This is a genomic window from Roseofilum sp. Guam (assembly GCF_017746735.1).
Taxonomy (GTDB): Bacteria; Cyanobacteriota; Cyanobacteriia; order Cyanobacteriales; family Desertifilaceae; genus Roseofilum; species Roseofilum reptotaenium.
This window is the reverse complement of record NZ_JAGHZN010000015.1, coordinates 19,439-34,393: the sequence shown is the minus strand read 5'-3', so window position 1 is coordinate 34,393 and position 14,955 is coordinate 19,439. Positions and strand designations below refer to the sequence as shown.

Genomic DNA, 14,955 nt, shown 5'->3' with positions numbered 1-14,955 from the left:
CACTCCTTATCGTTTTCTTGTTTGATTTCTAAGCAATTGGGTGTTTAAGCTTTCCCAACTGTTCTACCGCAGCTTTGATTTCTTCCTGTTGACCCAGCGTACTTAAACGCAAGAAGCCTTCGCCATTAGAACCGAATATGCAACCCGGTACACCGACAATCCCCGTTGATGCCAACAGTTTCTCAAAAAACTGCCAGGAAGACAAATCTTTGGGTGCTTTTACCCAAACAAAGGGACTATTGGTAGCCCCAAAACAGTCTAACCCAGCTTTTTCCAAACCGTCTCGGAGCAAGCCAGCATTTTTGAGGTAATAATTGACAATTTTCTGGCATTCTGGTTGTCCGGCTGGGGATAAAGCGGCGATCGCCCCATATTGAGCAACATTTGCCGTTCCCCAAAACTTAACAGCATGGCGGATTCGCCACAAATTATTTAATTCCCCAGGTACTGTATTCTTAATCGTTAGCGCTTCCGGAATAACACACCAACCTATCCTCAAACCCGTAAAATTGGCCATTTTGGAAAAACTGCCAATCTCAATAGCACATTCTTTTGCCCCTTCGATCTCATAAATACTCCGAGGTACATTGGGAACACTGATGAAGGCGCTATAAACCGCATCAAAAATAATTACAGCATTGTGACTCCTGGCATAGTCCACAAACCCTTGAAGCTGATCGTAAGTTGCCACTGCTCCTGTGGGATTATTGGGAAAGCACAGATAAATTAAATCTACTTTTTCTGACAGCAGTTTGGGTATAAAATTATTTTCTTCTTCACAGGGCAAGTTGACCAAGGGGCGACCAGCCAGCAAAGTGCCCTCCACAAAAGCCGGATAAGCAGGGTTTTGCACGGCTATTGTATTATCTAGGGCAAAAAGGTCTTGAATGTTGACGGAAGCAGATTGAGCGCCATCGCTAATAAACACTTCAGAGGGTTTGAGTTCAACCCCCATTTTTTTCTGGTAATAGTTGGTGCAAATGGCCTCTCTTAGGGCTGAATTTCCGGTAATATCCTCATACCCCGTATAGGTTTGTGGATCTCCTAAACGATTGGCTGCATCGACTATAGCGTTAACCACTGTCGCGGGTAAAGGCTGGGTGGTGTCGCCAAAGGCCATCATGAAAATGTCCTGTTGCTGATGGCTGGCTCTATAGGCTTCTACCTTACCCCACACCTGGTTAAAAACGATTTCGGTATAAGTTTTTTCTCCGGTTAGCTGACTGAGATTTAAGTTTTTAGTAGCCATTGGATGGACATGGGTAACAGGTGACTGGCTGGTGAGGGTGCGAACACCCTCATCGCTGAGAATAGATCTATGATTTATCTATGATTCAAGCTAAATTCCTAGCTTTTTCTGTATGTAGTCTGACAGTTGATATTGACCCAAAACACTTCGAGGTAAGTGGGATGCACCTTGAATGTATCCCAGGCAATTTTCGCTTTCACAGATACAATCAAACCCTCGATCCATCGACCATTCTGTGGATGGATAGAAGAAGCTTAGTTCTTCGCCAATTTCAATTTTTCGCGCCGCCTTGACCACCCAATTGGTTGGGTCAAAAATAACATTGGGGGCACAACTGTGATTGATGTATTGCAAAAATTCAGGATCGAGCATAATGTGCTGGCGATCGCTAATTTGCACAGTTAAATAATTGGGGAGATCTAAGATCTCTTTAGGACTGAATTTACTGATTACTTCTCCAGGCATAAACTCAACCGTAGCATGTAGGGATTTGTTCCCTGTTTTCACGCACTCCCTGATTTCAGCAAACGAGCTAATTTTGGTGATTTTTTCCGCGATCTGCACAGATTTTACTTCTAGCACAATAGGACAGCCTAAGTTTTTTACTTGCACTATAATTATAGTACATCCTCACTTTTTTCTCTAATTCTAAGCTTAAATTAGAGTCAGAGTTTCTAAAAGTGCTTTGACTTTAGGAATTTCATGAGTTCTGAGTAGATCGCTTTTTCCTAATAGGGCAAAAACAGACAGAAATACTTGCGTACTTCTAATTTCTTCTCCACCAATTTCTAAAGCGCTAGGAATTTGATTGAAGACAGGAAATCCTAATTTTCTTAATCTAAATGCATTCAACAAAGATCTAATTTGATATCCTACCCGCTTGCCTACATTCTCATATTGGTAGTAGAAATTACTGTATCCCAGACCAATAGCCGGATCGATAAATATTTTTCTGACCCCTAGCTGAGTTGCCTTTTCAATTTCTTTTGCCAAATAATCGTATACGAGAATAACGGGATCTTGAGCTGCCTTCCAATCGAATTCTCCTACATCTCTAGCATGTTTACCAGCCACATAGCAGATAATAATGGCGGCATCAAAATCAGCCACAGCTTTATACATTTCTTCGCTATTTTCGGTTCCCGTAAAGTTAATTAAATTTGCCCCTGCCTTGAGACATTCTCTAGCTACTTCAGGGTGATAGGTTTCCACTGAAGTCAACACTCCTTCTTGACTCAATGTTTGTAGAACTGGCAAAGCCTGACTGGTTTGCTTAAATTGATCGACTCTTGGTGTATTTTTTGAAGTTGCTTCTAGACCAATATCGACAATATCTGCACCTTGAGCCGCTAGAACCTTGCCCCGACGAATAGCTTGTTCGCTGGTGTAACATACGGAGTGATTCCACCAGGAATCAACTGAAAGGTTGATTACTCCCAAAAGAGAAGTGCGATCGTTAAAGTTGAATTCTTTATTGCCAATTGCAAAGTTTTCTACTTGAAGATTGTAGTCGTTTTTATGTTTCTCATACACTTCATAAATTTCTTGGAGTGTCAGCATCTTTAACCTCTGGTTATCATTTAACTCTTAGGATTACCCCTAAATTACGGCTATTGGATAGCCCATCGTATTGTGACGCAATCGAGGCCAAACTACAACCTCCACCCTCCTGCAACTTCTAAAATTTGTCCTGTGATATAATCGGCTTCAGTACTCACCAAGAAATTAACCGTATTGCTAATCTCTTTTAAGGTTGCCGGTCTTTGGGTTGGCAGCACTGGGATCATTTCGTCTAAACCTATAGAATTCTCAGCAACTCCTGGAGAAATTACATTCACGGTGATCCGATCTCCAATCAACTCTAATGCCAGGGATTTAGTATAGACAATAATACCTGTTTTGGCAATTCTATAGACCGGATGCATGTTATCTGCTACTACATGTTGGGCGCTAGCAAAGGCAAAGTTGACAATCCGTCCCCAACCTGATGCTTTGAGATAAGGAATTGCGGTTTTATTGATATAGAAAGTACTATTAAGGTTGGAATCAAGGATTTGATGCCATTCGTCTATGGATACTTGGCTAATTGTTCTTTCCAAATAGTCACCCACGTTATTGACGACAACTGATAAACCTCCAAGTTGCTGTGCAGCTTTTTCTACTAGAGACTTAGCTTGCTCTGGTTGGGTAATATCCGCTTGCAGGGCAATCGATTTTACTCCATGGGTAGCGGCTTCTTGACTTGCTTTTTGGGCAGCTTCTGCGCTTTTATTATAGTGAAATGCCACATCAAATCCTTTACTTGCAAGGTCTAGAGCGATCGCCCGTCCTATTCCCACGGCCGATCCGGTTACCAGAGCTTTTTTTAACACGATTTTTAGAACCTCTTAACTGCAAATAGGGTTTGATGTAGATTAACACTCTCAATTTACCATACCCTGTTCAACAGGAGGCAACCTCTAGTCAGTATTACAGCGCGAAGCGCTCTCCGTGGGGGAATGGGGGAGTGGGGAGGGAGTGAACAACAGATTGAATCTAGCTTTGAGCGATTCTGGCTATCTTTAAAAACCGCCATTGATGCAGGGCATAGCAGAGGAAACTGCTGTATCATTCTTCTCTTAAATTAGAGCCAGGGTTTCTAACATTGCCTTTACTTTAGCAATTTCATGTGTTCTGAGCATATCAGTTTTTCCTAATGCGGCAAAAACTGATATAAATAACTGCGTACTTCTAATCTCTTCTCCACCAATTTCTAAGGCGCTAGGAACCTGGTTAAAAACAGGAAACCCTAGTTTCCTTAATCGAAAAGCATTGAGGAGAGATTCAATTTGGTATTTCAGCCGCTTTTGAGCATTCTCGTATTGGGAATAGAAATTACTGTATCCCAGAGCAAGAGCTGGATCGATAAATATTTTTTTCACTCCCAGTTGAGTTGCTTTTTCGATCTCTCGAGCAAAATAATCATACACCAGGATAATGGGGTCTTTATCTTTAGTTAAATCAAACTCCTCTACATCTCTCGCATGTTTTCCTTGCACATAGCAGATAATAACTGTTGCATCGAAATCCGCAACAGCTTTATACATTTCTTCGCTATTTTCTATCCCCGTAAAGTTAATAACATTAGCACCAGAGATAAGACATTCTCTCGCCACTTCAGGGTAATAGGTTTCAACTGAGGTCAATATCCCTTCCTGACTCAAGGTTTGCAGAACTGGCAAAAGCTGACTGGTTTGTTTCAATTCATCAACTCTAGTCGTGTTTTTTGCAGTTGCTTCTGCACCAATATCAACAATATCCGCACCTTTAGCTATTAGAAGTCTACCTCGGCGAATCGCTTGTTCGGGGGTATAACATATGGAGTGATGCCACCAAGAATCCACAGAAAGGTTAATCACTCCCATAAGAGCTGCCCCATCTTTAAAGTCGAATTCTTTGTTCCCAATATTAATTTTTTCTATTTGGGTATTGTATTCTTCTTTATGCTTTTCGTAGATTTCAGCAATTTCTTTTAGAGTCAGCATTTTGAGCCTCTTGACACTGATCGCTTAATTATTCCATAAGGTTAGGGTTTAAATCCAGCCCCTAAGACCATAGACGAAGAGGCCGATATATTCTTTTAAGGCGTTGGTGGTATCTCGGAGGCGACTAGCGTCGGGGATGAGACTCAGTAGGGCTGATTCCCAGGTGGTCTGGTTTTGAGTGGGATTGCGACCGGGGGGACTGAGGAAGTCTGTGGGTGCGGGAATGGCTTCGATACCTTGTTTTTGGAAGACTAGGAGCGATCGCACCATATGAGTTGCTGACGTTACTAACAATACCCGATTAATCCCCTCTTCGTCTAGAATTTGGCGCACATTCACCGCATTTTCATGGGTATTTAAGGAACTGGGATCTTGTAAAATTGCCTCTTGGGGAACTCCCAGCGCTTGGGCAATTTTTGCCATATCTGCCGATTCTGGAGGGCCTCCATCCTTCCAGTTAATGCGTCCTCCAGTGAGGATTAACCAAGGGGCTTTCCCTTGCAGATATAACTGTGAGCCATGTAGAATGCGGTCGCCCGCCTCCGACACATCCACCCAAGGCCGGGGATAAATTTGGGATTTAATCCCTCCTCCCAGCACCACAATAGCTTCCGCTGTCGGCAACTCATCTGGAGGAATATGGCGCAATTCCAGGGATTGAATTAACGTCTGATTCACCCAACCATTACCACCGAGCAATAACACCAGTAGCGCCAAAGAAATCGAAATTGCCGCTCGTTTCGGCCATTTCCACAGCAACACCAAAGAAACGACCATCAACACACAACTTAACCCCATCGGATAAACGAATAGGGGGAGTAACTTAGAGAGAAATAAGAACATATAGCGCTTCGCGCTGGTAATGAGTCATCAGCCATGGGTCAATTGTTTTGCCCCTTAAAATCCTGCTTAAAAAGTAGGGTTTAGGATTATCTTAACATAGCTTATCAAAACAGAAAATACGGTATATATAGCGCTTTGCGCTACTGTCACTCATAACGCAAGCAAAGCGCTGTAAGTCTTATTTCCGCCAACGTTCTACTTTCGTGCGATTTTGGGCTAGAGAATTATTTTCTGCTCTCGGATCGGTGGGTAAAATCCAAGTTTCCTCATTGACCTCTTCCTCTGTTCGCCAAGAGGTTTGAATCCACCAACTTGCCACTCCTCCCACAATTCCCCAAACTATGCTAATTGGAGGGGAAAAGTTAACCAACAAAAAAGTGATGGTAAACCCTAACCCCATCAGCACTCCTTGAGGCAATGTTCTCCTAGATTGAGAAGATACAGTCGGTATATCCGGTTGTTGAGAGGAAGAATTTGGAGTCTGATCTACTTCATCTGCCATACTACTGGGTTTTCAGTTCTTCTCAATTAGAAATAGATATACCACATAAAGTGCGAAAACTGCTGTAACTAATTCCCTACTCTATCACTTTCTATCACTTCAAAAACCAGGATCGGTTTTGATTTCCCAGTAAATCTAACACTTTTTGACTATCAATCGGTCTCGAAAAAAAGTATCCTTGTCCCCACTCGCAACCCAATTCAGACAATATTTTCAATTGTCCTAGGGTTTCTACTCCTTCGGCAATCACTTGCATCTTTAAGTGATGGGCTAAATTAATAATTGTCCTGACAATATCCGAGTGTTCTCCACTTTCTCCCATGTTACTTACAAAGGATTTATCAATTTTCAGGATATCCAACGGAAATCGATGTAAATAACTTAGAGAGGAATAACCGGTGCCAAAATCATCCATACAAAGTTTAATCGAACGTTCTTTTAATTGACTTAAGACCTGTTTGACATACTCGGCATTATTAATAATCATACTTTCTGTGATTTCCAGTTTTAGGTAATGGGCATGAATCTGGGATTGATGAATGATTTGATCGATTTTTTCTAATAAATCAGGTCGTGAGAGTTGACAACCGGATAAATTAACGGCCATGGTTAAGCGATGGTGACCGCAGCTTTCCCATCGACGTAATTGATTGCACGCTTCTTGGAGTACCCATTGTCCTAGTAAAGCAATTAATCCAGTTTCTTCAGCAATGGGAATAAATTGCACAGGGGAGACCATCCCTAATTCAGGATGTTGCCAGCGCAAGAGAGCTTCAAATCCAGCAATTTCTCCTGTTTGTAAGCAAGTAATAGGTTGATAATAAACAATAAATTGATTATCTTTAAGGGTATCTGGGCTTTCTAATAGTTGGACTGCACGACGCAAATCATTTTCGAGTTTCAGTTGATTCATCACTCGCGTATGGGTTTCTAAATCAAAGACTTCATAGCGAGCGCGTCCTTTAGATTTGGCACGATACATGACAATATCAGCATCCCGAAGCACTTGTTCAGGTCGTTGATAACCGGTAGAACTTAGAGCAATCCCAATACTAACAGTAGAAAGAATCTGATGACTTTCTATAACAAAGGGATGAGTCATCTCTTGGTGAATAGATTCTGCTAATTGATTAGCTTGGGAAAATGCTGAAATGTTAGTTACAAGAATGGCAAATTCATCACTCCCTAAATGAGCAATGAGTGTTGCTTCTACGGACAGATGAGGCTGTTTTTGTAAGATTTGATCGAGTCGTTTGGATAACTCAATTAGGAGGCGATCGCCAAGAGTATGCCCCAAGGTATCATTAACAACTTTAAAGCGGTCTAGATCGAGAAACAAAATCGCAAATTTATACTCTTCCGACTCTTTGGCTTTCTCAATCGCTTTTTGCAAATGATCCATAAATAGGGAGCGATTCGGTAAGCCCGTGAGGGGATCGTGGTAAGCGTTGTAACGGAGTTGAGTCGTAATTGTTTCTTTTTGGTCGATTTCAGCTTGGAGTTGTTTAACCGCAGCTTTGAGCTTAAATGTTCGTTCTTCAATCGCGGCTTCTAGTTTAGTTTGGATATTATTGAGTTCTGTTTCGGCATGATGGTGAGAGATTGCTCCCCCAAAACTATCGGCAACGGTATTTAAAATCGCGATTTCTTCTGCTGTCCATTGGCGATCGCTCTGACAATCATCAAACTCGACAAAACCCCAAAAGCGTTGATCGACAAAAATCGGCAGCACCAGCAGGGAACACACTTGGCGATCGCCTAATAACTGTTTTTCCCATTCTGGCAGTTCATTCTGATAACCCGTAATCGGTTTTCCCTGGGAAAGGTAATCATACCAGCGCCGCAGTACCGTAGCATAGGACAAATTTTGCAATTCTAGATTATTAAAAGGAAGCGATCTTCTCTCTGGAGTCCATTCCCACCATTGGCTGGCTAATAAGGACTGGGTAACCGGATTGGTATGATTCTGAAAAATATACACCCGATCGACTGCCAGAGCTTTGCCTAAATGAGCTAAAGCCAAATGCATTGCTTCATGGCGATCCGATAGGGTAAGCAGGCAATGAGTGGCTTGAGTCACCCCTTGAAGAAGACGAATATGATATTCAGGATCGAGCATAGAAGCTTAGGGAAGTTATATCACTGAAAACAATAGACTTCTTTATCCGGAACCAAAGTAGAAACTGCCAATAGGGTAAGACAGTCCCTAGAATACACAGGAGCGCATAGAAGAGTTTAACCATAACAATGGGTCTTGAGAAAGAATTATTGAGCGTCTAAACTGAACCAATTCCATTGTTATGGACGAGGAAAAGACGGTAGATCGATCGCGGCTAAAGACTTGCGTTTTTTCGGGGGTCGTAGGGGATACACTAAAGGAGAAGGCCAATTACCTTGGGGAAGATTTACGGGAACTTCTGATTTCTCAGATAGCGGAGCTTCTTCAGAAGAGATATCCTCTACTACTTCTGATTCTGAGTGATCGGAGGTGACTTGAACACTTTCTTCTTCTTGTAGATCTTCTTGTACATCTTCTTGCTCGATCAAACTTTCCTCTGAATCATCAAACTCAGCACTAAAAGAGGGAGGTTCGGGTTCTAACTCCTCTGACTCTTCTAAAGGTTCTAACTCTCGTGACTGAGCGATCGTCTGGAAGGGAGAATCCTGGAAATTTTCGATCGCCCCACTAAAAGATGCTGCCAGTTCTGGGCTTGAAGATAAGGACTCTTCCGGTTTGAAGAGTTGTAAATGAGGGGAATTCACCTCGGGTGAAGAGGGTTGAGTCAATAGCTCTGGAGACTCTAGAGAAGAGATTTCTCGATCGGGGGTTTCTAAATTTCTAGTCCTTATTTCCTCTGGTAGAGGATTAGGCAGATTTGTTTCCGATAAAGAGTCTTGCCATTGATTGATTGACCAAGGTTGAATCGCAACGACTTTTGGGGCTAATCCCTGTTCAATTTTGGTCAATTTTAAGCCTTTGAGAGCTTGAGAGGATTCATGGAGGATCTGTTCTCGGTTCGAGGGAGATAATTCTAAACACCGATCCAGGGCATTTTTGAACTGTAGGGTATATCGTTGTTGGCGGTGGAGACGGGTTTGTAAGTCGATGCAGAACTTATCCCGTTGATTGAGTTGGGTGGCTTGTTCGTGAGAGCGTTGTTGGACGATCGCACAATCTCGTTCGAGTTGAGCAACTTGAATTTGGCTACTTTCGAGTTGTTCGGTTAAGGTTTCGACTAAAATTTGTTGTCGTTGGGTGCCTTGATAGGATTTTTCTAATTCCCGCAAGAGACGTTTATTTTCTTCTTGAAGCGTATTAATTTCTTCTAGACGTTGGGATAGGAGGGCTTCAGTGGCAGGTTGGCGCTCTTGGTAGGTTTGTAAGGCTTGTTGAGAGTGAGCTAGGGCACTTTCGAGTTGACTGATGCGATCGAGCAGAGCCACATTCTTATGTAACACTTGTTCCATTTCCTGTTGCACGGCTTCTAAGACTTCTGGAGCAATACCTTCGCTAACTGATTCTTCAATATCGTGCCAGTTGAGACTATCATGGGTGATCGCATCTAGTTTCAGCTCTACAGAAACATCGGTAAATTCAGCCGGAGGAGGATTTGGGTTCACGTCCTCAACTGCGATCTCATCTGCTTCAATTGGCTTATCCAGTACAGATTCAGGGGTTGGCTCGCACTCAGAAGAGTCGAAGGGGGAAGTGGGTGTATGCTCTTCGTTCATAGATTGGCGTGGGAATAACGGGGGAAACTAATTACAGGATATCGGAACTTTTGAGTAATGGGTAATAGCGAAGAACCCTAGGTTTCCCCTTGCCTATTCCCTCTTTCCGCTTCCCTATTCCCCGTTCCCCATAAAGTCTCGCACGCAGGATAGATAAACTGGGGGATCTTCGAGCATGGGAAAGTGGGCTGTTTTTTGAATGACTTGATAGCGAATCTTGGGGTTTAAATCGGCTGCTTTTTTACCCATGGGAGCGGGAATAATCTGGTCTTTTTCCCCAGAAATGAGCAAAACAGGTATGGAGAGCTGGGAAAAGGCAATGGGCATGGTTTTAGCCATGTGTTCGCTCACTGAGGTGTAAATCGTTCCTAAAGCAGCTTCATAGTCAGCAATCAAGAAATCGGTCAGAAACCCTTGGCGCTGTTCGTCAGGAATGGGGCGACAGAGAAAGCGCGCCATAAAAAAGCGATCGGCAAAGGGAATTTTAGCTAACCAAGGGGGACGGAATTTGACCACGTAGCCACCAAATTTATGGAAGGCTTCAAAAGAGGGGCGATCGTATTCAAAAATTCCGCTACAGGTCAGGATGAGCTTTTCAATGCGCTCTGGATACTTCTGGGCAAAGAGAACGGCAATCGATGCCCCGGTAGAATGGGCGTTAATCCAAACCTTTTGTAGTCCCAGTTGATTCAGCAGTTGGGCGAGATCTTCGGCGTATTCTTCCAGAGCGTAACTTAAGTCTACGGGAGTTTGGGGCAATCGAGAGCGTCCAAATCCCCGCAAGTCGTAGAGTAAACAGTCAAAATGTTCCTTAAAGGCTTCTGCTGTGCTTTCCCAATAGCGGGTTGAGCCAGCCCAACCATGGAGGAAAACGAGTACAGGTTTTTGGGGACTGGATGCACTCGGGGTTGTAGTTATCCACTGATAATAGTGGTCAACCCCACGGACTGTTATCTCTGGCATGATCTAGGCAGATTCAGGTTTGGGTAAGGAGGAGGGGTGAAGCAAGAGTTCTGCGGTCGATCGCTTCTCAACCATGTCTTTGGTAATGACACAGCGAGTCACATCTTTGCGCGAGGGCAGTTCGTACATCACATCTAACATCAGTTCCTCGACGATTCCCCGTAAGGCTCTAGCTCCAGTTTTGCGCCGATACGCTTCCCGGGCGATCGCTGCTGTCGCATCTGGGCGAAACTCCAGAGCCACGTTATCCATCTTCAGCAGTTTTTGATACTGTTTAACCAAGGCATTTCGAGGTTGCGTGAGGATGCATTTTAAGGCTTCTTCATCCAATGGATCGACCACGGCAACTACGGGAATGCGGCCGATAAATTCGGGAATCATGCCAAATTTCACTAAGTCTTCTGGCTCTAATGCCTGCAGTACATCGGCTGCCCGTTTTTCTTTGGGTTGGCTATCTCCTGGCTGAATAAAGCCCATGGATTTTTTCCCGGTGCGCTGGCTGACCACTTTATCTAGGCCAACAAAGGCTCCGCCACAGATAAACAGAATGTTGCTGGTGTCTATTTGGATACAATCTTGGTACGGGTGTTTACGTCCTCCTTGGGGAGGAACATTGGCGATCGTGCCCTCTAACATTTTCAACAGAGCTTGTTGTACCCCTTCCCCGGAGACATCACGGGTAATGGACGGGTTTTCGCTCTTGCGGGCAATCTTATCGATTTCATCGATATAGATGATGCCTCGCTGGGCTTCTTCAACGTCAAAATCTGCGACTTGCAACAAGCGCAGTAGAATATTTTCTACATCTTCACCCACATAGCCTGCTTCCGTTAGCGTTGTAGCATCAGCTACAGCAAAGGGCACATCTAGCATATCGGCTAGGGTTTGGGCGAGTAGGGTTTTCCCACATCCTGTGGGGCCTACGAGCAAAATATTCGATTTTTGCAGTTCTATATTATCTTCTGAATTGGGTTTTCCCCCATTTGCTCCAGCATTGTTGAGCTTGGATTGGATAAAACTCAATCGCTTGTAATGGTTATATACGGCCACAGATAGCACTTTTTTGGCTTCTTCCTGGCCAATAACATTATCATCAAGATAGTGTTTAATTTCTTTAGGTTTAGGGATTTGACCTAGAGTTAGGTTTGCGGTGCGCGATCGCCGTTTTTTCTGAGCCGGTTCCCCCCGTCTAGGATTGGGAGGAGCAGAAGTGGAACTTGAGTCAAACAGCTCTTCGTCCAGAATTTCATTACAGAGTTCCACGCATTCATCGCAAATATAGACCCCTGGGCCCGCGATCAACTTCCGTACTTGTTCCTGGGATTTTCCACAAAATGAACATTTGAGATGGGAGTCATATTTAGACATAAAGCGGCCTCTGATTAAACAGTGGGGTGGGAGTCGGATGGATGGGACTGGGGTTGGGTAATCACCCGATCGATTAGACCATAGGTTTTCGCTTCCTCAGCAGACATAAAAAAGTCTCGTTCTGTATCTTCTGAAATTTTTTCTAGGGATTGACCCGTGTGATGGGCCAATAGCCCATTTAACGTTTCCTTATGATAAAGAATTTCTTTAGCCTGAATTTCAATATCAACCGCTTGTCCTTGGGCCCCTCCCAGGGGTTGGTGGATCATGATCCGGGAGTTAGGTAAAGACATTCGTTTTGCGGCTGTTCCTGCTGCTAACAGAAACGCTCCCATACTTGCTGCTAATCCGTAACAGATAGTGACCACATCGGGGCGGATTTGCTGAATAGTATCATACATTGCCATTCCTGCGGTCACCGACCCACCGGGGGAGTTAATGTAGAGTTGAATGTCTTTTTCTGGGTCTTCTGCTTCTAGGAAAAGAAGTTGGGCCACGACTGAGTCAGCCACCATATCATCGATCGCTGTTCCCAGAAAGATAATCCGCTCTCGCAAGAGTCGAGAATAGATATCAAAGGCTCTTTCTCCCCGACCTGACTGCTCAACCACCATGGGAATTACCCCTTGGGGATGGTAGGAAATGATGTCTTGCGAGCTATAACTTTCAGGAGAAGAATACTGGGATTGAGATCGGAATATCATGGGGTTTCTCAGAGATTTGAGTTCCAAGTTAGAGGTTAGTTTATTTTAGGGTCATTTTTAGGCTAATTGACCTCTTGGGTTTATTATGCCTTAATCTCCCCCATTCTGGCAGGTCAACCCAAAAAAAGTTAGCCCTTGTTCAACTTTTAGGGGAGATTTGGCTGGTTCTACCCTAGCTAGGAGCGTTGATTTCTGAGGATTCAGCTTCGGGTTGGGTTTCTGGGTTTTCTGTCTCTGGACTCGTCTCTTCTGAGTTTAGGCTCCCTTCAGCGACTAATTCTACTGTGCCATTGGCTTCTAGCCATTCGAGGACTTTTTCCCGATTTAAGTCTTCGGTGACAATTTCTTTCAAGCGATCGCGGTTAATCTCTTTGGGATCTTCGACTGTTTTTAGCACATCATCCATTTTGGCTTGAATTTCGGATTCATCGGCCTGCAAGGATTGTTGCTTGGCAATTTCGGCGATCGCCAGGGATTCTCGAATCGCTTTAATCGCTTCTGGGCGAGCATTTTGACGAAATGTAGGAATCTGTTCAGGCGTGAAGATTTTATTCATATCCAGCCCTTGATTGGCCAACTGCATTGCCATTTGGGTTAACTGTTGGGTCACCGTGTCTTCAATTAAGCTCTCCGGCAGTTCTACCTCCACTTTTTCTAACAGAGCGGCTACTAGGGCCTGTTGTTTGTTGGTTTTGGTTTTATCTTCTGCTTCCTTGGCAAACCGCTCGGTTAAGGAAGTCGTTAGGGCTTCTAGAGTGTCAAATTCACTGACCTCTTCAGCAAACTCATCATCGAGTTCTGGTAGTTCCTTTTCCTTAATCTCTTTCAGCGTAATTTCAAACTCAGCCGGCTGACCGGCAATATCTTCTTGGGGATACTCGTCTGGGAACTTGACAGCAATGGTTTTGGTTTGTCCCTGCTCCATTCCGACCATACCATCGATAAAGCCAGGAATAAAGCGATCTGACTCCATTTCTACCTGAAAGTCAGTGGCACTCGCTCCTGGGATCTCTGCCGGTTCTGGCACTTCCTCCCCGTCTTTTGCCACTCGACGACCCACAAAATCAACCACAGCCACATCCCCAAGCTGGCAGGGGCGATCTTCAATGGGAATTAAAGTCACCCGCTTCTCTTGTTCGGACTTGAGGACTTCATTGACCGCTTCTGGATCGGGTTTAATCTCTTCCGCTTTGACACTTAAGCCCTTGTATTCCACCAATTTCGGCTCTGGGGGCACATCTACGGCTGCATTAAACGTGATCGCTTCCCCGGGCTTAAATTGGTTCACGAGGCTATCAAATTCCGACTTGAGTTGGGGAGAGCCGAGGGTTTCTAATTTTTCTTGGGCGATCGCCTCATCTACGGACTGTTTGATTAACTTTTCTACGGCTGCCGCCTTCAGGTTTTGACTGCCCAATTGCTGGATCAGCACATGGCGGGGAATTTTCCCTTTCCGAAACCCAGGAAGCTTAGCGGTACGGCTAAATTCCTTAATTACCTGCTCATAAGCAGCCTTTGATGCTTCGGCAGGCACTTCAATTTCTAAACCAACTTGACTGGCGGGCAATTTTTCCTGGGTAACTTTCATCACTAGATCTGTATACTGAATGGGAATTGAGCCACGGGCGGTGAAGGGGAGGGTCAAGCTCCTGACACACCACGCAATGGTATTATATAATAGGGGGTTGACAATTCAACCCGAATCAAAACAAAAACTTGTCAAAAAAAGTCTGACAAGTCCTACAGCGCTTTGCGCTGGGGAATAGGAAATAGGGAATAGGGTTGTGGTACATAGCTTTGAGGAGTCAAGCTTGTGTTTCATAACGCAAGCAAAGTGCTGTAAGTTGTCAACAGAAATTGGCCCAGAGCAGCCTTAACCTGCTAGAATCTGGAAGATGGTACGCTGGGCGCTCTGGTGAAAGAGGAATGGAGGAAATTAAATCCTTCTCAGCAGAGCCGAGTATGCGGTAAGCTAAGTTCTAACGCCAAAAAAAACTTAAAAGTTTGCTCTATATATTATTTATCTTGTGCCCGATTCAGAAATTTTAAGAAAATCCAGATAGTCTAAAC

13 protein-coding genes are annotated in these 14,955 nt (G+C 44.0%); all 13 read right to left on the bottom strand.

Annotated elements, in window-relative coordinates; translation table 11 throughout:
* Nucleotides 1-28: 28 nt before the first annotated feature.
* Nucleotides 29-1,249: an LL-diaminopimelate aminotransferase gene (locus J7529_RS07225; protein WP_318728428.1), complete on the bottom strand. Its 1,221-nt coding sequence runs from the start codon at nucleotides 1,247-1,249 to the stop codon at nucleotides 29-31.
* 90 nt (nucleotides 1,250-1,339) lie between these two features.
* A complete protein-coding gene (locus J7529_RS07220; RefSeq protein ID WP_318728427.1) occupies nucleotides 1,340-1,861 on the bottom strand; it encodes an SET domain-containing protein-lysine N-methyltransferase in 522 nt (173 codons plus the stop codon).
* Between the two features lie 42 nt (nucleotides 1,862-1,903).
* Nucleotides 1,904-2,809, bottom strand: a complete 906-nt coding sequence (locus tag J7529_RS07215; RefSeq protein ID WP_318728426.1) for a dihydropteroate synthase — start codon at nucleotides 2,807-2,809, stop codon at nucleotides 1,904-1,906.
* 92 nt (nucleotides 2,810-2,901) lie between these two features.
* Entirely contained in the window at nucleotides 2,902-3,621 is a 720-nt protein-coding gene (tmpR, locus tag J7529_RS07210) for a bifunctional dihydropteridine reductase/dihydrofolate reductase TmpR (protein WP_318728425.1), read from the bottom strand.
* A gap of 246 nt (nucleotides 3,622-3,867) precedes the next feature.
* A complete protein-coding gene (locus tag J7529_RS07205; protein WP_318728424.1) occupies nucleotides 3,868-4,773 on the bottom strand; it encodes a dihydropteroate synthase in 906 nt (301 codons plus the stop codon).
* 48 nt (nucleotides 4,774-4,821) lie between these two features.
* Nucleotides 4,822-5,616 (bottom strand): YdcF family protein, encoded by a 795-nt coding sequence (locus J7529_RS07200; protein ID WP_318728423.1) that lies wholly within the window; start codon nucleotides 5,614-5,616, stop codon nucleotides 4,822-4,824.
* A gap of 178 nt (nucleotides 5,617-5,794) precedes the next feature.
* Entirely contained in the window at nucleotides 5,795-6,118 is a 324-nt protein-coding gene (locus J7529_RS07195; RefSeq protein WP_271944169.1) for a hypothetical protein, read from the bottom strand.
* A 94-nt stretch (nucleotides 6,119-6,212) separates the two neighbouring features.
* Complete coding sequence (locus tag J7529_RS07190) at nucleotides 6,213-8,237, bottom strand: EAL domain-containing protein (protein WP_318728422.1); 2,025 nt, start codon at nucleotides 8,235-8,237, stop codon at nucleotides 6,213-6,215.
* Nucleotides 8,238-8,416: 179 nt separating this feature from the next.
* Entirely contained in the window at nucleotides 8,417-9,850 is a 1,434-nt protein-coding gene (locus J7529_RS07185; protein ID WP_318728421.1) for a hypothetical protein, read from the bottom strand.
* 114 nt (nucleotides 9,851-9,964) lie between these two features.
* The gene (locus J7529_RS07180; RefSeq protein ID WP_318728420.1) at nucleotides 9,965-10,813 is read right to left on the bottom strand and encodes an alpha/beta hydrolase; all 849 of its coding nucleotides are present in this window, start codon (nucleotides 10,811-10,813) and stop codon (nucleotides 9,965-9,967) included.
* A gap of 3 nt (nucleotides 10,814-10,816) precedes the next feature.
* Nucleotides 10,817-12,181 (bottom strand): ATP-dependent protease ATP-binding subunit ClpX, encoded by a 1,365-nt coding sequence (clpX, locus tag J7529_RS07175; RefSeq protein WP_318728419.1) that lies wholly within the window; start codon nucleotides 12,179-12,181, stop codon nucleotides 10,817-10,819.
* 14 nt (nucleotides 12,182-12,195) lie between these two features.
* On the bottom strand, nucleotides 12,196-12,882 hold the full coding sequence (clpP, locus tag J7529_RS07170) for an ATP-dependent Clp endopeptidase proteolytic subunit ClpP (protein WP_390890057.1): 687 nt from the start codon (nucleotides 12,880-12,882) through the stop codon (nucleotides 12,196-12,198).
* 175 nt (nucleotides 12,883-13,057) lie between these two features.
* Nucleotides 13,058-14,473, bottom strand: coding sequence for a trigger factor (tig, locus tag J7529_RS07165; RefSeq protein WP_413038830.1), 1,416 nt, complete (start codon nucleotides 14,471-14,473; stop codon nucleotides 13,058-13,060).
* Between the last annotated feature and the right edge of the window lie 482 nt (nucleotides 14,474-14,955).